16 protein-coding genes are annotated in these 19,031 nt (G+C 46.0%); 6 read left to right on the top strand and 10 right to left on the bottom strand.

All coding sequences use genetic code 11. The features are described from left to right. Positions 1–35: 35 nt before the first annotated feature. Positions 36–1,343, bottom strand: coding sequence for an ABC transporter substrate-binding protein (locus AC3WTP_RS19820; protein WP_492396364.1), 1,308 nt, complete (start codon positions 1,341–1,343; stop codon positions 36–38). A 328-nt stretch (positions 1,344–1,671) separates the two neighbouring features. Between AC3WTP_RS19820 and AC3WTP_RS19815 the strand changes: the two genes are divergently transcribed. Beyond that, a complete protein-coding gene (locus tag AC3WTP_RS19815; RefSeq protein WP_492396363.1) occupies positions 1,672–2,361 on the top strand; it encodes a YybI family spore inner coat protein in 690 nt (229 codons plus the stop codon). Positions 2,362–2,508: 147 nt separating this feature from the next. Further along, positions 2,509–3,657: a nitric oxide synthase oxygenase gene (locus AC3WTP_RS19810; RefSeq protein WP_492396362.1), complete on the top strand. Its 1,149-nt coding sequence runs from the start codon at positions 2,509–2,511 to the stop codon at positions 3,655–3,657. A 78-nt stretch (positions 3,658–3,735) separates the two neighbouring features. On the opposite strand, the gene AC3WTP_RS19805 is transcribed toward AC3WTP_RS19810, so the two are convergent. Next, on the bottom strand, positions 3,736–4,875 hold the full coding sequence (locus AC3WTP_RS19805) for an MFS transporter (RefSeq protein ID WP_492396361.1): 1,140 nt from the start codon (positions 4,873–4,875) through the stop codon (positions 3,736–3,738). 108 nt (positions 4,876–4,983) lie between these two features. Further along, positions 4,984–5,610, bottom strand: a complete 627-nt coding sequence (locus AC3WTP_RS19800; RefSeq protein ID WP_492396360.1) for an FMN-dependent NADH-azoreductase — start codon at positions 5,608–5,610, stop codon at positions 4,984–4,986. A gap of 122 nt (positions 5,611–5,732) precedes the next feature. Between AC3WTP_RS19800 and AC3WTP_RS19795 the strand changes: the two genes are divergently transcribed. After that, positions 5,733–6,212, top strand: coding sequence for a MarR family winged helix-turn-helix transcriptional regulator (locus AC3WTP_RS19795; RefSeq protein WP_492396359.1), 480 nt, complete (start codon positions 5,733–5,735; stop codon positions 6,210–6,212). A gap of 141 nt (positions 6,213–6,353) precedes the next feature. Further along, entirely contained in the window at positions 6,354–7,739 is a 1,386-nt protein-coding gene (locus AC3WTP_RS19790) for an MFS transporter (protein WP_492396423.1), read from the top strand. 111 nt (positions 7,740–7,850) lie between these two features. On the opposite strand, the gene AC3WTP_RS19785 is transcribed toward AC3WTP_RS19790, so the two are convergent. The 5 genes from AC3WTP_RS19785 to AC3WTP_RS19765 all read right to left on the bottom strand — a co-directional run bounded on the left by AC3WTP_RS19785 (position 7,851) and on the right by AC3WTP_RS19765 (position 14,193). After that, entirely contained in the window at positions 7,851–9,689 is a 1,839-nt protein-coding gene (locus AC3WTP_RS19785; RefSeq protein ID WP_492396358.1) for a UbiD family decarboxylase, read from the bottom strand. A gap of 153 nt (positions 9,690–9,842) precedes the next feature. Further along, on the bottom strand, positions 9,843–10,436 hold the full coding sequence (locus AC3WTP_RS19780; protein WP_492396357.1) for a TetR/AcrR family transcriptional regulator: 594 nt from the start codon (positions 10,434–10,436) through the stop codon (positions 9,843–9,845). A gap of 52 nt (positions 10,437–10,488) precedes the next feature. Then, positions 10,489–11,385, bottom strand: coding sequence for an SDR family oxidoreductase (locus AC3WTP_RS19775; RefSeq protein WP_492396356.1), 897 nt, complete (start codon positions 11,383–11,385; stop codon positions 10,489–10,491). Between the two features lie 257 nt (positions 11,386–11,642). Further along, a complete protein-coding gene (locus tag AC3WTP_RS19770; RefSeq protein WP_492396355.1) occupies positions 11,643–12,914 on the bottom strand; it encodes an alpha-L-fucosidase in 1,272 nt (423 codons plus the stop codon). 37 nt (positions 12,915–12,951) lie between these two features. Further along, complete coding sequence (locus AC3WTP_RS19765; RefSeq protein WP_492396354.1) at positions 12,952–14,193, bottom strand: alpha-L-fucosidase; 1,242 nt, start codon at positions 14,191–14,193, stop codon at positions 12,952–12,954. Positions 14,194–14,318: 125 nt separating this feature from the next. On the opposite strand from AC3WTP_RS19765, the gene shc reads away from it, so the two are divergent. Further along, the gene (shc, locus tag AC3WTP_RS19760; protein WP_492396353.1) at positions 14,319–16,211 is read left to right on the top strand and encodes a squalene--hopene cyclase; all 1,893 of its coding nucleotides are present in this window, start codon (positions 14,319–14,321) and stop codon (positions 16,209–16,211) included. Between the two features lie 124 nt (positions 16,212–16,335). Here the strand turns inward: shc and AC3WTP_RS19755 are convergent, their stop codons facing one another. Together AC3WTP_RS19755 and AC3WTP_RS19750 are read right to left on the bottom strand one after the other, a co-directional pair. Further along, positions 16,336–17,391: an LLM class flavin-dependent oxidoreductase gene (locus AC3WTP_RS19755; protein WP_492396352.1), complete on the bottom strand. Its 1,056-nt coding sequence runs from the start codon at positions 17,389–17,391 to the stop codon at positions 16,336–16,338. Positions 17,392–17,633: 242 nt separating this feature from the next. After that, entirely contained in the window at positions 17,634–18,347 is a 714-nt protein-coding gene (locus tag AC3WTP_RS19750; protein ID WP_492396351.1) for a GyrI-like domain-containing protein, read from the bottom strand. A gap of 117 nt (positions 18,348–18,464) precedes the next feature. Between AC3WTP_RS19750 and AC3WTP_RS19745 the strand changes: the two genes are divergently transcribed. Next, positions 18,465–18,932: a GyrI-like domain-containing protein gene (locus AC3WTP_RS19745; protein WP_492396350.1), complete on the top strand. Its 468-nt coding sequence runs from the start codon at positions 18,465–18,467 to the stop codon at positions 18,930–18,932. The last annotated feature ends 99 nt before the right edge of the window (positions 18,933–19,031 follow it).

The raw sequence follows: 19,031 nt of genomic DNA, 5'->3' as shown, positions 1-19,031 counted from the left end.
CACGCAACTCCTCCACTCAGCAGCTGTTATTTATGCTATGGCTTAAACCACTTGTCTACTGAAGCTTGCACCGCATCCGCCACTTGCTCCGGCGTCAACTGCCCCAGATACATCCCTTGCAAGGAATCCTCAAGCGTTACCTTGCTTGTCGGCGTGCCGTGGCTGAAGTTCGTCAGCATCAGATATGGCGTCGAATGCTTGCCGCTGATCTCCGACATACGCTTCAAGAGCGGATGAACAGGCTCAACACCGGTTATCGGACTGACACGGCTTAACTCCGCGCTGAATTTCTTGCCAAACGCCGGGGATGCGATAAACTCGATGAACTTCATCGCCTCTTCCTGGTGCTTCGAATTCTTCGCTACCGCATAAGAGCCGTCCACCCAAGTGATGATGTTAGGCGACTCCCCCTTCTTGGCAGCGAAGCCGCTGAAGAAGTCTACCTCGAAGTCCAGCTCGTTCGATTCGAACGTCGCGAGGCGATGGCTCCCGTTAATATACATAGCCGCTTCCTTGTTATAGAACATCGTCTGCGCATCCTTATCGTCGATGGCGATAAAGTCTTTCGGGAAGTAAGCTTCAAGCTGCTTCATCCTGTTCAACGATTCAATAAACAGCGGATCTTTAAAGTTTGTCTTGCCGGATAGGACGGCTTCTACAAAGGTATTGCCGCCATAAGCGCTTTCGCCGATAACAGCATGTGTCATCGAGAGTAAATACGGAGCTTTGCCGGATTGGGCAATCGGAGTAATACCTGCAGCCTTCAACTGCTCGCATGCTGCGATGAATTCTTCATATGTCTCAGGGACTGTGATCCCCTTATCGGCGAATAGTCCTTTATTATAGAAGATAACGGCATTATTCAGCATGAACGGGACACCGTACACCTTCTTGTCACTACCCTTAGCTGCGCTGAGATAGGAGTCTGCAATCTGGTCCAGACCTTTTAGGTTGTCGAGAGGAGTTAAGTAGCCTGCGTCTGCCAGCGCAGTCGCGCCATCATAAGGACGGAGCTGGAGAATATCCACACCTGTGCCGGACTGCAAGGTGTTGTTCAAGATGGTATTGTACTCGGTGGACTTAAACGGTTTGAATTCAATGTCAATATGGCTGTTCTCTTTCTTGAATTCCTCGATGATCGCTTGATAGCCTTCCTTGTCTTCAGGTCTCCAGCTGTACATAACCAGCTTCACCGGATCCTTGCTCTTCTCAGGTTCTAACTTAACTTCATCTTGCGGTTTGTTATTAACCTTCGTAGGATCTGCATCCGTCCCGCCGCCGCATGCGCTTGCCAGTACACTGAGCAGCAACATAGCTGCCAGCAACCAACTACTTCTCTTCATCTTCACATACCTCCTCACAAGTTTTAATTGTGACTGAATCCATGATAGTACTGCGATCATTTCCTATGAAATCATATGCCAGTTATCGATGCCCAAGATGTAATCGCATACATAAATAATTGATAACAATCTGTAGCCATCCTCTTGTCCGACGGATATTGCTACAATATGCAATCACTTACATTATATAGCAATATTTCATAAAAGGAAGTGAATTCTGGAATAAAATTTCGTTGCTCTCACTCTTTATATTCCTACAGACTCACACTTCGCCCAGTTATAGTACATAAACTAGATCATCATAATTCGAGGAGTGTGGTAAGTACGTATGATGCACGTGGTAGATCAGAAGCTGGGAGATGTGAACGGAGACGGTATTCCGGATCTTGTCTATTTGGTTGGAGATCACGAGCCTGGCAGCCCGTTTACTCAACATATTACGTTACACATTAAAGATGGAAGATCGGGAGTAACTCATGCATTTCCCCTACAGCAAAATTCCGGCTACCATCCCACCGTACAATTGGTCGACTTTACGGGTAATGGTGTGAACGATATTCTCATCGTTATCGATTCGGGCGGATCAGGTGCAATTACCTACAGCTATATATTTTCATATCTGAACAATCAGCTGCATCTGTTGTTTGATTATGAAGCATACAATCAAGCTCACCAATATACCGTGAACTATATGGATAACTACAAAGTCAACGCCACAAGTCTGAATCCTCAATCCACGTATATCATCGATCTGACATATAAGGGGCAGCAATACTTATCCGAGATCTACGACAGCAACGGCAAGCTGAAGGAGCCTATCCAAGGGGACGTGAATCCGTTAAGCGGGGTCTATCCGATAGATTTGGAGCGTGATGGGCAGTATGAATTGATGGCGCTGCAGCGGATTACGGGTCGATACAATGCTGACGGATTGGGCTATTTTATGAATATCTTGAAATGGAACGGTTCCAGCTTCGCCCCTTATCTACAGTGGGTCTGGATATCAGGTACAGGCTGATCATACCGATTCTGATCGTACCGATTCCTTCACATAATACCCTCCGCATAAGAACGATTTTCATTTATAATAGACATATCTCTATCCCATAATATCTACTAATGAATTCACCTCTGTGCAGGGGGTTATGAAGGAAGGGTTAAGAAGTTGCAGCATGAACTCTTAATAGACGAAGCAAAGGCATTTATCCATACATGTTACATTGAACTTGGGAAGAGCACTGCAGAGATGGAAAGTCGCATCAAACAAGTGACGAATGACATCATGACAACAGGAACGTATACACATACTCAAGAAGAGTTGGAATACGGAGCCAGGCTGGCATGGCGCAACAACAGTCGATGTATCGGACGCTTATTCTGGAAGACACTCAAGTTGTTAGATGCAAGAGAGCTGAATACTGAAGAAGCAATCGCAGAAGCCCTCTTTCAACATATCGAATATGCAACCAATCAAGGGAGAATCCGACCAACGATCACCATATTCGCGCCCGAAACCGATCATCATCGGATCAGGATCTGGAACCATCAATTAATCCGATATGCTGGGTATGAAACGGAACTTGGCATAGTCGGCGACCCCGCTTCTGTCTTATTTACGAAGCAGTGTCAGGAGTTGGGCTGGCAAGGAGCAGGAACTTCCTTCGATATATTGCCGCTCGTTGTACAGATCGATCAACGGGAACCGAAGTGGTTCTCCATCCCTAAAGAGCTGGTATTAGAAGTGCCCATCTCGCATCCGCGCATGGACTCTTTTGATGAATTGAAGCTGAAGTGGTACGGTGTTCCGATCATCTCAGACATGCTGCTCGAGATCGGCGGCCTGCGTTACACAGCAGCACCGTTTAACGGTTGGTATATGGTCACGGAGATCGCTTCGAGAAATCTTGCCGACGAGCATCGCTACAATGCATTGCCGGCTATCGCCCGCGAGTTAGGCTTGGACACGATCTCGAAGACTACCTTCTGGAAGGATCGCGCCATGCTTGAGCTTAATGAAGCTGTTTATGAGTCGTTTCGCAAGCACAACGTAAGCATCGTTGATCATCACTCGGCAGCTGAGCAGTTTATGAAGTTCGAACAACAAGAACACGAACAAGGAAGAGAAGTGAATGCCAGATGGTCTTGGCTCATTCCTCCCCTCTCCCCATCGGCTACGCCGATCTGGCATAAGCGATTCCAAGAGTTTTCGGTTAGCCCGAACTATCAGACTCAACCGTGCCCTTATCAGACTTCAGCAGAGGAGAAGCCTAATACGGTGCAATGCCCGTTCGCAACTACAGGCTCCATATCATAGCCAAGCTGCAATAAGAACACAAGAAGCTGCCCTTATGGATATAAAGGCAGCTTCTTTGTATGGAGCTATTTTCGTCATTTAAGCAGTTGTTTTTAGTGTCTTTTTTACAAACAATATAAAAATCAACACACTAAGAAGCCCAGATACAGCACAAGTAATAAATAGCATTTGATATCCCAGGAGCTGTAACACAAATCCTAAAACCATAGCCCCTACACCAATCCCTAGATCAAAGGCCGTAAAAAATGTAGCGTTCGCTATACCTCTTTTCTCTGGAGGAGCTAATCGGATAATGGCTACTTGAAGAGCAGGCTGTGCGGATCCAAATCCAATACCGTACAAAATAGCGGTAATCACGATTCCGACAGGCCCATTTGTCATGGCTAGGACTAATAATGAGGCGATCAATGTAATAAGCGCTGGAGCAATAATGACCGCTTCTCCATATTTATCGGATATCTTCCCTGCAAGTGGTCTAACTACTGTAAGTGTGACAGCATAAACCAAGAAAAAAGCACCCGCGTTAACCTGAATTTTGTTCGCAAACAATGGTAAAAATGTTGTAATACCGCCAAACGTAAGGGATAAGAAAAATGTAACAACAGCGATCGGTAAAAATGATCGATCAAAAAATGATATTGGTTTTTGGGATGTCATTTTAACTACCGGCACTTTGGTGCCAAGCGCAAGTATGAATGCAACAATCGCCAATGCTGTGCATAGCAGAAATAGATAGTGAAATGAAAAGGATTCAGCTACCCAAAGACCCAATATGGGTCCAAGAGCCATACCTAAAGTCATCGCTAGTCCGTACCATCCCATTCCTTCTCCACGACGAGATTGGGGGATAACATCCGTCACAGCCGTTCCGATCGAAGTTGTAGCAATTGCCCAGCTGACTCCATGGAAGATACGTAATACCACTAAGAATATAATTCCTGTTACCCAATCATAAAAATACATCGTAATTGCAAAAAATAGCAGTCCACTTATGATAAATAGCCGTCGACCATACCGATCCATCAATCCTCCAATAATAGGTCGAAAGATTACTGCTGAGATCGTAAACACCCCAATAATAAATCCAACTTGAGATTCACTCCCACCTAATTGTTCAATAAACATAGGCAGTGTTGGCATTAGCAAATAAAAACCGCCAAACAGCAATAATGCTGTAAGGGTCAGCATGATATAGTTTTTGGTCCATAAACGTTCCATTGAAATGTAGTCCTACTTTCTATCCATAATAGTATGTTTAATAAAAAAGCAGTACCACCGCTATAAAAGTGTTGGTACTGCCATCTTGAGCGTTTAGTGTTTAGCTAATTAGAACGAACTTGCTGCTATAACAGCCTCTTCAAGCCCTGCTGCAATAATTTCTTCTGCTCGATCCGGGAATTGATTGTGTCCCTCAATGACGACTTTCTCCATATCTCTTACGCCGAAGAAGCCCATCATACTTGCTACATATTTAACAGCCATTTCGATTGCAGCTGCCGGCCCTTCAGAATATACACCGCCGCTTGCGTTTAATAATGCAATCTTCTTATCACCAATCAGACCTACTGGGCCTTCTGGTGTATATTTAAAAGTCTTGCCCGCACGGTTTAGATAATCAATATAGGTGTGCAGTACAGCTGGGATGGTTAAGTTCCATAATGGGAAACCAAATACCACTTTATCAGCCGCAAGGAATTGATCCAGATATTTATCAGCAACCGCTACCGCTTGTGCTTCTTCTGTTGTTAAATCAAGTCCTCTACCAGCCTTGAATGTACCGTTAATCAGATCTGCGCCTACATATGGCAATTCTTCATTATATAAATCAAGCTCTACCACTGTATCATTGGGATGCGATTCTTTGTAGCTTGCCAAGAAAGCCTCATATAATCTAACACTAACCGCCTGATCTGCTGGACGATTGTTTGCTTTTACAAATAAAACTGTTGTCATTCTCTTCCTCCCATTTCATGCAAAGCGAAAAATATAGTCAATTTGATTGACCATATCCCATAGTGTACAATAAGTTTTAAATATAGTCAACTTAATTGACTTTGTTCAAGGAGGTTTAAACCATGAATCATGAAGATCAAGTAATGAATAAATCGGATCTTACCTCACTCTTGTCATTATCCTATAGTACATTGATTTATGAGCTGCATGACCGATTAAGTGAGCTAGGATTCGGTGATATTAGACCTGCGCATGGTTTTATGTTTAGACATCTCATTCCGAATGGAGCAACAGGTATTGAACTAGCTGAACATCTAGGAATTACCAAGCAAGCTGTAAGTAAAATGGTGGATTACCTTGAGATAAACGGTTATGTAACACGCGAAACTCATCCCACGGATAAGAGAGGTAAAACGATTGTTCTGACCGAACGCGGCTGGTTAGTAATACAAGCTAAAGAGGAGATCATTGCCGAGATCGAACAGCGCTGGATTGAAATTATAGGTGCGGAGCGAATGCAAATGCTTAAGGCAGATTTAACAAATTTAATTTATCAAGCAAATGGAGGCAAGACATCTTCGGGGGTCAGACCTGTCTGGTAGATATAACGTGTATGCGGCATTTAAAATGGAATAATTAGGACCCTGCATTGTAATCAGAGTTTATCTATAATCAAGTAGTAAAACTAATAGTTAGCAATAGCGCTTTGTTCGACTTATATAGGGTGAACATCAAGGAGGTCTATCATGAAATCAGCCTATATAGGCACAAATAAGATGATTGCGGGGATTGTGTGCGGTGTCCTTACCTTTTGGCTATTTGCACAAGCCATGGTTAACGTCGTTCCCGCTGTTCAATCGGATCTAGGAATATCCTTAGGGAGGTTGAATACGGCAATCAGCTTAACTTCTCTGTTCTCGGGGATGTTCATTGTTGCTGCGGGTGGACTAGCGGATAAGATTGGACGCAAAAAAATAACCTATATCGGGTTCATACTTAGCATTATCGGTTCCTTGATGCTAGTACTGGCACAAGGTGCCGGGCTGCTCATTATCGGCCGAATCATTCAAGGTCTATCAGCAGCGTGTATCATGCCTGCTACGATTGCGCTTATCAAAGCTTATTGTAAAGACCAAGATCGTCAGCGTGCTCTAAGTTATTGGTCCATCGGTTCCTGGGGCGGATCAGGAATATGCTCGCTTGTCGGTGGTGCCATTGCAACATACATAGGCTGGAGATGGATATATGTCTTATCGATTATGATTACAATCCTTGGAATGATCTTGCTTAAAGACACTCCGGAGAGCAAGGCGCCATCAAAAGGCCCTATCCAATTCGATTATACCGGTCTGGTCATATTCGTATTTACTATGCTGCCATTGAACCTCTTCATCACTCGCGGATTAGATTGGGGCTGGACAAGCCCGCTTACATTAGGCTGCGCGGTCGTTGCCATTGTTGGCTTCATCCTCTTTATCAATGTGGAATCCCAAAAAGATGTTTCGCTCATCGATTTTTCATTGTTCAAAAACAAACCGTACGCGGGTGCGACGTATTCCAACTTCATGTTAAATGCAGTAGCGGGAACACTTGTCGTGGCGAATATTTATGTCCAGGTTGGCCGCGGGTTTACAGCATTCCAATCGGGTATGTTGTCCATCGGGTATGTCATAGCTGTCTTGAGCATGATTCGCGTCGGGGAGAAGATTCTGCAACAGGCTGGCGCGAAGCTGCCCATGGTCTGGGGAGCTGTTATTACAACCGTCGGGATCGCACTCATGGGACTTACATTTTTGCCGGACACGGCCTATAACGTCATGGTGTTCATTGGGTTTGCCTTATTTGGTCTTGGCTTAGGCATCTATGCGACTCCATCAACAGATACCTCTGTCGCCAATGCTCCTTCCGATAAGATCGGGGAAGCAGCAGGAGTTTACAAAATGGCGAGCTCGCTCGGCTCATCCTTTGGTGTTGCGATCTCAGCCACAGTATACGGTACGATCAATTCCCTCGGCAGTGTAGAGTCGGCGGCAACCGCCGGAATTATCGTCAACGTCATCTTCGGTATGCTTGCGATCCTCTCGATCCTAATCATGGTTCCTAAGAATGCTGGAAAACCATCGAACTAACATATATCATTACAGCGTCCACCTACAGCAAAAAGCATGCCTAGTCAGGCATGCTTCTTGTTTGTACAACGTAGCCAAGGATTCACATAGAACGAATCCCTGACACGTCCATTATGAGATTGGTATATGACCTAGGCTGGCACCTTTAACAAAAAATCGTTTGATGTTCTGTTCAACCGTTGGATCTGGAATTAATGGCGGCGCCTGATGCGGTTTCGTACGAGCGTCTATAATGACATTATCGCAGCCCCAATGCTTGTACTCATTCCGGCTATTCACGCCGTATATATCATGGGAAGGATTGCTCCGTGTAAATGCAGCCCAGAGGAAATTGTCAATCTTCGCACTCATAAAGTCGCTGTCATCACATAGGATGATCATCGGACATGAGCTGAGCGAACCCTTTTCACGAATCGCATCACAGAGACCGTCTATTTCCTGCTTCACATCCGCATAAGTCGTGAATGCAGGTCCTTGCATCGCAACAATACCCGGCATGATCATACTAACATGTTCAAACCCTTGAATCCCCTTCAATTGGTCTGGAACCTCTCGGCACAAGTCCCTCTGTTTATCTCCTACAGCCGCAAATATAACCTTGCTCCCCGTGTTCAAGCCTGTCCCTGAATAATCAAGGGTGTCAATCGTCGTATTCGTCTGAAAATGAATGTCTCGTTGAAGATCAATCCGCTCTAATATATAAGCTAAGAAATCTTCAATATGATGCGTGCTTATCGATTGCTTCTCTTCAGCTGCGATGAATAAGTACTTCGCTAGACTCAATTGACCTGTTCCCAATATCCGGTTGGCTATCGTCAGAAGCTCCGCAGGCTGCTTCACTTGCTGGTAAGGTGTGTACCGTTCGCTTCCGATGGCAAACAGCAATGGATGCACCCCCGCGGCATCGACGGCATGAACTTCTTTTACCCCAGGGATCTCTTGCTGGATCGCTCCCCCTGTCAGCTCATGAATTAATTCACCGAAGGAAGTATCCTCTTGCGGCGGCCGACCAACGACGGTAAACGGAAAGATGGATTGCTGCTTGGCATACACCTTATGCACCCTCATCACAGGGAAAGGATGAATAAGACTGTAATAGCCCAAATGATCGCCAAACGGTCCTTCCGGCTTCGTCTCACCGGGGTATATTTCTCCAGTGATCACGAAGTCCGCATCATGACTAATACAATATCCATCGACATAGCTGTATCGGAAATGGCGCCCTGATAGCAATCCCGCAAAAGTCAGTTCACTCATACCTTCAGGCAATGGCATTATCGCTGATAACGTATGTGCAGGCGGTCCGCCGATAAAGCAGCTCACCTTAAGAGGTTGTCCCAGCTTATTCGCTTTGGCCTGGTGAACACCAATCCCCCGATGGATCTGGTAGTGAATCCCGACTTCTCGGTTCATCTCATATTCGTTGCCGCTAAGCTGTACACGGTACATTCCCAGATTTGAATTCATAATTCCCGGCTTCTCCGGATCCTCTGAATACACTTGAGGCAAGGTGACAAATGCCCCTCCATCCTCTTTCCAGTGTTTAATCAGCGGAAGGTCAGAGATCTGGATCTCCTGGAATCCTGCTGGAAGACCTCCCGGTTGTTTAAGAGGCAGTGCCTTTCTGGCTGCTAACCCCGTTCCGATATATTTAAATGGATTCTTAAGCGCTTTGACCGGATCGTTGCGAAGACCGATGACGTCCTGTGTCCGTTCAAACGTATCCCGGAATATAAACTTGCTGCGCTCCATCGTTCCGAAGAGGTTGGATACCGCGCTATACTTCGACCCTTTTACATTTTCAAATAACAATGCTGGACCACCAGCCTCATATACTTTCAGATGTATAGCCGCCATTTCCAGATTAGGGTCAACTTCTTCATGTATGCGAACCAGATGCCCGTGCTTTTCTAAATCGTTGATGCATTGCTCTAAATTGCGATATCTCATTGTATGACTCCAATCTCTTGAAGAACGTGAACCCGCTTCTACAAGCTCATTCACTTTCATATTTAATAACCCTTATTATATCAAACTTCAAATGAACTTCCATATGGAATGGGCATCACGTCTTCAAAAGAACGTATCTGTACCGAGTACATCTCATGTTGTTAATATTCTCATCAAGATATCAACCTCTTGCAGCCAATTGACTTGGGTCGTCGGGATATCCTGCAGAGTGAGACCTGTTATAACGGAGAAATATAGAAACAACAGACTATAGGGATTGCCTTCCGAAAATTCACCTAATTGCTGTCCCTTCTTAATGATAGGAACAAGGTGCTCAAACGTATCATTCGAAGAATATCGTTCTATCATTTGTTTGGCCTGTTCTGGCACTTCGTCCGACCTGTTCGCATGCTGAAGCAGCAAAAAGTAATCTTTATGGCTTTCATCAAGTATGATGAGGGTTAAGGCTCTAATTTGTTCCCTTGGTGAACCGGGGATATGAACGGCATTCCTCATTACAGCCTGAGCTTCGTCAATTGCTTCTTGAACAAGAATCGTGAATATCTCTTCCTTGGAGCTGAAATAACGGTAGGACAAGCCTTGGCTGATTCCAGCTTCAGTTGCTATCGTGCTCATCCTTGTTCCGCCAATTCCATGCTTGGCAAATACTCGAAGAGCTGCTCGCTTTATTTGGTCTTTCCGTTCATCGGTAGAGAGATCTGATTGAGGTATATTGATAGGCTTCAACGTTCGTTCACACTCCATGTTCCAATCGTATAGGACTGTTATTCTGATAAGTCTATTGTCGGGTCTGTTCCTCACTTATTTCCCATAAGCGCTTAGCAGCGTTTATATCCTGGGCTGATGCTGACGGAATCGCCCTGTGCATATCACTATAGTACTGTCCGTTAGAAACATTCATTTCGTCGGAGTCGGCCAGCCATACCAATGTTTCAGCACCCTTCTCGGGAGTGTGGGAGAACCATTTCATCACCACCATTGTCAGACGGGCAAACATGCCATTGTTCTGATTGAAATTCGTCGATACCAGACCTGGATCGAAGCAGGAAGTCGTGACTCCGGTTCCATCCAATCTTCTTCCTAATTCAGCCGTGAACAAGATGTTGGCAAGTTTCGTTTCACTATAGCGATAAGTGGCTCCACCGAATAGGCTCTGAGGAAAGCCATAGTATCCCTTCGCACTCAGGTCGTCAAATCGGATCCCCTTTTTGACCATCTTGTGGCTGTGAGAAGCTGTCGTGATGATGCGGGCGTTGCCGCTCTCTTTCAACCGATCGAGAAGCAGGTTTGTCAGCAGAAAAGGGGCCAGATGATTAACCGCCCATGTCATCTCCATACCGTCAACCGTAATCTCTCGCGTTACAAACATGGCTCCGGCATTGTTAATCAAGACGTCGATTTTGGGCCATTTCTCTAGAATGTCCGTAGCTACCTGACGTACAGATTGCTGGGAAGCCATATCCGCCTGAAAAACGTCTATAACGGCATATTCCCCTGCTATAGCTTTCAGTTGGGCTGCAACTTCATTCGCTTTATCTCGATTCCGTGCGACGATTCCTAGATTAGCGCCTCGCTTCGCGAGCTCCTTTGCGGCGGCAAGCCCAATTCCGCTGGTTGCACCTGTGATGATGACGTATTTTCCTTTGACTGTCCACTTCGAATGATTTCTCTCCATCAGCTATAGAACCTCCTCCAAAGTGATAAATGAATGGTTCATTCATTTTATGATTGAATTGTTAAAAGGTTTCCTCATTTTGTAAATACCTGTTTTTGCATCCGGTTCATTGTTCTCAAAATGCGGAGCCATGAAGCTAAATTGTTGTAGAACCTAGCAAGAGCGCATCGCTGGCCTCTTCTCTGCCAACAATGCGCTCTCTCAAGACAATCTATCATTTTTTGCTATATCCAGCCAGTACATAAAAGATAGAACTTTTACTTTCTCAGCTCGGGCCAAACAGGTATATCATCGAAATCAACCGCTACAACGGTATTCCATTCATCGCAATCCTCGGGTGCTAGGTCGATCCACAATCGGCTGACCTGTTGCTCGCCATCCACGCCCCAGCCAAAGGTTTCTTCCACTCGGTAAGTAAGTGACTGGCCTGTCCGGAGAAGTCTCACATCCCTCACCTTGACTTGCATGCAGCGAAGCTCCAGTGGGAAACGAGGAATATCCTTAACATGAAGATAAATTGTATTTTCTTTAACTGTAATTGGTCCATAGAAGCAGGGAGGAAAATGCACGGGTGTTCTTTTGGTTCCGTATATGCTTTCACCCGAGTGTTTCAGCCATGTTCCGATTGCCTCCAGACGTTCCAGTGCTTCCTCAGGCCAGGTACCGTCTGGGCGGGGACCGACATTCAACAGCAGGTTACCTCCTTTAGTTGAAACCTCCAGCAATGTATTAAGCAGGGTAAGAGTACTTTTGTAGCAGGTCGGGTCCGAATGATAGGCCCACTGCTTGTTCATCGTCATACAGGTCTCCCACCATTCATCTGGAGGATGTACGGGAACAATTTGCTCCGGTGTCTCATAGTCCCCAGCATCCGGTAATCGGTTGTTCACAATCAGATGCGGCTGTAAATTCAGCATCATTTGTTTAACCTCACTGCTCCGCCAGCGATCGGCTCCAAAGCCGGGAACATCAAACCAGATCAGGTCGATCCTGCCGTAGTTGGTCAACAGCTCGCGCAGCTGCTCGACAAATCGTTTGTGGAATTCCCACCAACGCAGGGGATCGTACACATTCGGTTTGGGCGATTGAATACCTGCTGAGATCGGAATAGTCGCAAAGTCGGGATCATGCCAGTCGATTGTTGTGAAATAAAGCCCCACCTTAAGTCCTTCACTGCGCACGGCTTCAACAAACGGCATCACTAGGTCGCGTTTGGGACCTCTTTGTACAGCATTGTAGTCTGTTGTTTTCGTATCAAACAAACAGAAACCGTCGTGGTGCTTGGCGGTCAATACGACATATTTGGCTCCAGCCGCTTTAGCTGCTTTGGCCCACCCCTTAGGGTCATAGTTCAGGGGATTAAACTCATCGGCTAAGCTTTCATAAACATCCACATCGAGATGTTGACGGCTATGCGGCATAAGCGGCCAGGATGCCTCAATTTCACGCAGGGAGTAAGGCCCCCAATGAATAAAGATGCCGAATCTTGCCTCATCAAACCACTGCGCTTCAGGATGCTTCGCTCTCATCATAGATCACCCGACTTTCGTATATTCAAATCCGAGATCAAACCGTACCCACATGAAAAATAGCAAGCGAGCGGAACAATGGCCGATCAGTACTGTTCAGAACGCGCAGACGGAGCTTTGTCGTGCTTACCGTTTCAAAACGATCGATCTTCTTATGGCCAATAGCGCTGCCGCAGAGCAACTCAGTCCATTCGTCGTTCTGCCATACTTCAAGCACGTACTCCCGCACCCGCTCCCCATGCGTCAAATCTTCCATGATCACGGCATGATCAATTTCCGTCTCTTGCTCCAACTGGACGATGAGTGTGTTCCCCTCTCCAGATGTTTCAGCTATAGGCTTGGAAAACCGTTGGCGCACTTCTTGGCCGAATTCTTTCAGTCGCTCTACGTCCACGGTCGGCAGCAGCCCCCGATGATCTGGGGCGACATTGAGCAACAGCGTGGCCCCATGACCGACTGAACGGTAGTAAATATCCATCAGATCGTCCAACGAGCGCAGACTGCCTTCGTCATTCGGATGCCAAAACCAGTGCTCCTTTCGGATGGGAACATCACATTCTGCGGGAACCCAAGCTGACGTCTCCGGCAACCAATTCATCATGGCATTCGTGAACATGCTTTCTCTGGCGGTCTCTGCTGAATTCCAACACGGGTAAGGCGCAACCCCGTCCTCATTACCGACCCAACGAATGGTTGGGGCCCCCATATTGAATATCATCGCATTCGGCTGATGCTGTTTAACCAGATCGATAATGCGTCGCCAGTCGTATTGACGGCCTTGCGAGCCCGCGCCATCAAACCAAACTTCTACAAGCGGCCCGTATTGGGTTAGCAGCTCGGTCAACTGCTCACAGTAAAAATCATCGTAAGCATCTTGGTCAGGATAGCATGCAGCGTTTCGATCCCAAGGGGACAAGTATAACCCAAACAACATCCCTTCCTCTTTGCAGGCATCGGACACTTCGCGGACAACGTCGCCATTCCCGTTTTTCCACGGGCTTGATTGGAAGGAATACTCGGTCGTATTGGTCGGCCACAAGCAAAACCCATCGTGGTGCTTCGCTGTTAAGACCAAGTACTTGAAGCCAGCCTCCTTCGCGGCTCGTACCCATTGGGAAGCATTCAACGAATCTGGATTAAACAATTCTGGTGAATCCGTTCCATCTCCCCATTCCTGATCGCAAAACGTGTTGATCCCAAAGTGACAAAACATACCCATCTCTAAATCCTGCCATTTCAATTGATGAGGGGTCGGCTTTGCCAGCAAATGTTGGTTCATCCTGGATCACTCCTCTAGTTCAGATCCGATATCAGTTTGTGCTTTAGATTCTAGACTACAGCCTCATTTCCTCCTCCCTGACCTCATATAATGCTAAAAAAGTCGTACTTCGGAGGTACCCGGGAATGGGCAATGTACTGAGCGCAGTAGATGAGGAAATCAAGCGGCTGACGGCAATCCTGATTCAGAAGCAGCATCAAGATGGATCTTGGCGTTTTTGTTTTGAAAATGGGATCGTAATCGATGCCTATGTCATCATTCTCTTTCGGATATTGAACGTACAGAACGAAGCTCTGATCCGTCAACTGCATGACCGTATCCTGAACGAGCAGCAGCAGGGCGGCTTCTGGAGATTGTATCCTGATGAAGAGGAAGGGAACTTAGCCGCATCAGTTGAAACTTATTACGCCCTACTCTACTCCGGATACAGTAAAATAACGGACGAGCCGATTCAGCGAGCTAAACGTTATATACGTTCTAGAGGCGGACTTGGAAAAGTCACCAGCTTATTGACGAAAACAATCCTCGCCGCTACAGGGCAAATCAAATGGCCCTTGTCGATCACGTCGATCCCGCTTGAGATACTGCTCTTCCCTAACTATTTTCCTATCAACTTTTTTGAATTTTCCGGCTACTCAAGGGTTCATCTCGCTCCCGTGCTCATCATGGCCGACAGGCGTTTTTCGATCACTTCAGATCATGCCCCTGATCTGTCCGATCTCTTGGATCCGCGTGTTGACACCAATGAGCCCATATCCCAAGGATATCGAGAGATCCAAGACGACATACAAGCAGGTTTAAGCAGACTTATTGGCACACCCCGCTATATCCATGAAGCCGCCACAACCAAGGCGGAACAGTTTATGCTCCAGCGTATCGAATCCGACGGTACTCTTTATAGCTACGCCAGTAGTACGATTCTCATGATATTCGCCTTGCTGGCTCTGAAATATGATCAGAAGCATCCGATCATTACACGCGCCATTCATGGACTCACTGCCATGCAATGCCGTTTTGACGGTAAAACAACAGTTCAGAACTCCCCCTCAACCGTGTGGGATACAGCGCTAATCGCCTACGCTATGCAAAGTGCCGGGACTCCCAGTGATCACGCGTCGATTCGACGTGCTGCTTCGTATCTGTTGTCCAGACAGCAGCATAAAACCGCTGATTGGAGCATCCATAATCCGGGTACCGTACCCGGTGGATGGGGGTTTTCCGAGTCGAATACGATCAATCCGGACGTGGATGACACAACGGCAGCTTTACGGGTCATCCGAAGCTTCGCGAGTACCGATCCAACCTATCAGGAATCGTGGAATCGCGGATTGAATTGGGTTCTGTCTATGCAAAATAATGACGGCGGCTGGCCTGCATTCGAAAAAAATACGAATAAAGCAATGTTCTCTTGGCTCGCCATCGAGGGTGCCAAATCCGCTGCCACAGATCCCTCGGAGGCAGATCTAACCGGTCGCGCCTTGGAGTATCTCGGAAACTTTGCCGGGCTTGATGCACGGCATGAATTCATCAAACGGGGAACGAAATGGCTGATTCATCATCAGGAGAAAGATGGTTCATGGTACGGAAGATGGGGCGTTTGTTATATCTATGGTACGTGGGCTGCATTAACCGGATTACGAGCTGCCGGCCTGCCGGCGAACCATGAATCGGTGCAAAAAGGTGCCAAATGGCTCTTAAGCATACAGAACGCAGACGGAGGATGGGGGGAATCCTGTCAAAGTGATCGGCTAAAGCGTTATGTACCGCTTGGAGAAAGCACACCATCTCAGACGGCCTGGGTACTTGACGCCCTTATTGCTGTTCAACCGCAGACAACACCAGCATTAGATCGAGGAATCCATAGACTTATCGCATCTTTGCACGAAAATGATTGGAGGACCTCTTATCCGACAGGCGCTGGTCTTCCAGGCAACTTTTATATTCACTATCACAGCTACCGGTACATCTGGCCGCTTCTTGCACTTGGTCACTACAAAACGAAATACATGGGTTCGTAAATCCACTAAAAAATCAAAAAGCACCGGGAAATCCCGGTGCTTCAGGGTCTAATTATGGTTGAGCCCTAATTACAATCATTCTATGTACACTGATGAATAAATCTGAGGATTAAAGTATTTGAAATCAGCGATTATCAGCTTCCCAACGCGCTACTTCTTCTCTTACCCGAGGCGCCACTTCTGTTCCAAATAGTCTAATTGCCCGCATAACATCCTCATGAGGCATCGTGCCATGCGGCATATGCAAGAAGAATCGTGTAATCCCCACATGCTTGCGAAGATGAATGATCTTATTAGCTACCGTCTCTGGATCCCCGACGTACAAAGCGCCTTCAAAGCTGCACGCTGCATCATAATCCGAACGATGATAAGGAGGCTTGCCTTTCTCGATTGCTCTCACATTTGTTCGTGCATGTGTGGAAGGGAAGAATTTCTCTATGGCCGTCTGTTGATCCTCTGCTACAAAGCCATGGGAGTGCGACGCGATCGTCAGTTGTGATACATCACGGCCTGCTTGAGCCGCAGCTTTCTTGTAGTGCTCCACTTGTGATGTGTAATCTAATGGCTTGACATCACCGATGATGGCCAGGACAAATGGCAATCCCTGCTCCCCAGTGCGAATCGCGGACTCCGGGCTCCCTGCACTGCCAATCCATATCGGCAATGGATCCTGTACCGGACGAGGGTAAATGCCCAGACCGTCTATTGCTGCTCGATATTTACCGCTCCAGCTTACTTTCTCGGACTTCTGGATCTTTAACAGCAAATCCAACTTTTCATTGAATAACTCTTCATAGTCCTTCAGATCGCATCCGAATAGCGGAAACGACTCTGTAAACGAACCCCGGCCTACCATAATCTCTGCGCGTCCATTTGAAATCCCGTCAAGTGTTGCAAAATCCTGAAATACACGCACTGGATCAGAAGAGGATATTATCATTACCGCACTGGTCAACCGAATCCTTGTAGTCTGGGATGCAGCCGCAGCCAATACAACCGCTGGTGATGACCCAGCATAATCATGACGGTGATGTTCACCTACTCCATATACATCCAATCCCACCTGATCGGCAAGTACAATTTCCTCCACCACTTCACGTAATCGCTCAGCGTGACTTATCGTCTCTCCCGTTTTCACATCAGGCGTTGTTTCGACAAACGTGCTTATACCAAGTTCCACTTTTCGCTTCCTCCATCTTTCCTGCACAGTAATTATTTTTTACACGTAAAACAGACAACATATGACATATTATTATACTCTAGAAATTTAAATTTGATTATTCATAATTTTTGACAATAACCCAAAACTATCCGTTTTCCAGTATTCCATGAACTCTCAAACATGTGAAACATGCCGAAAAACCACGTCAATCGACGTGGCTCTTATTCACTCTATATATGTACTTCGGGATTCATGATGTTCTAGTGGTCAGACATCGATCTGATAGGGATATAGATGTCATATTGATTATTACGATGACTTGGTTGAAAGCGCTCATCGAAGTATTCGATATTCAGTGCTTCCGCATCCTGCTCAAACCCATTCTGATCAAGCCATTTGTAAATCGAATTGTAGGTGGAATGAACATGTGCCCGCTCCAAAGAGCCGTAATGTGTAAAGTGGGCATACGTCCGGGTAGGGATTTGCATGTGAATGAAATCATCGGAAATGTGTTCAACATGTTCTACTTCCAGAGTAACGTAATAGGTAAAATCATCTGTTCGATTATGGGCAAGACCTAAGCGTATATTGGAATTGACGTAAGGAATCTCTTCTCGACGACGCAACAACTCTAACCATAGTCTAGGTGCCAATACCTCTACTTCACTAAATGCCGTATAAGGCGCTGTAAATTCAAATCCCGCTACATGAAATGAAGGCTTAATAACAATATTTCCTTCGAAGTCATTATAATGTTCAGCTTGCGATACAGGGACTTTCTGATCATGAAGCACTTGATATCCTCCATAGATGCCACTCTCGGAGTATAAAGGTACAATCGTACTTAGTTCCTGCAAATATCGCCACATCGTACGATAGGAAACTCCGAATTCGTCTGCAAGTTCTTGTACGGTGTATCTCTTTTTGGAATTCAATTTGAGCATTAGGTCAATCAATCGTTTACTCTTTGCCATATTGATTACTCCATTTTACAAAAATATTTTTCAGAACTATGACAGATTTTGACTAGGTTTACTGATATCGTAAAGGAGAAAGAACAAAAGATCAACCCGCTGAAAGGAGTTTGAATAATGGAAGGGAAAGTTGTAACGAGAGATGAGTTTAAGATGGTCGGAGTCGTTTGGACAGGCCCTTATGAGGCAGCACATGTGATTCCAACCTTATGGAGGGAATTTACGAGTCGTTTGGAGGAGATTCAGAATCAAGTTAATCCGAATGTATTTCTCTCTCCTTGCCATGATCGTCCAACGGACTTTACGTGTTATATCGGAGTAGAAGTGAGTGCATTCGATCAAGTGCCAAGCGACATGGTCGCTCTCACCATTCCTGCACAGAAGTATGCTCACTTCATTTACAAAGGGCCGATGAAAAATGTAACAGATTACTATATGCAATGCTTTGCGTGGCTCAAACAGCAGGGTTATGAGAAAAACAATGCCGTACATGGCTTAGAAATCTTCGATCACCGCTATCACCCAGCAAAAGATGACCCCGAACGAGAGACAAACGAATACGAAATATATATTCCGATCAAATAGTTTCCTAAAGGGCACTACACAGTAAACTGTACCCTGTCGAGTAGACACTTTAAAAAAGTCTCTCGATAGGGTACTTTTGTTTTTAACAGCTAAATGAGA

Source organism: Paenibacillus sp. EB106-04-04-XG159 (genome assembly GCF_058791835.1).
Note: the sequence above shows the minus strand (reverse complement) of the source record. Positions and strands in the feature narration are given on the sequence as shown.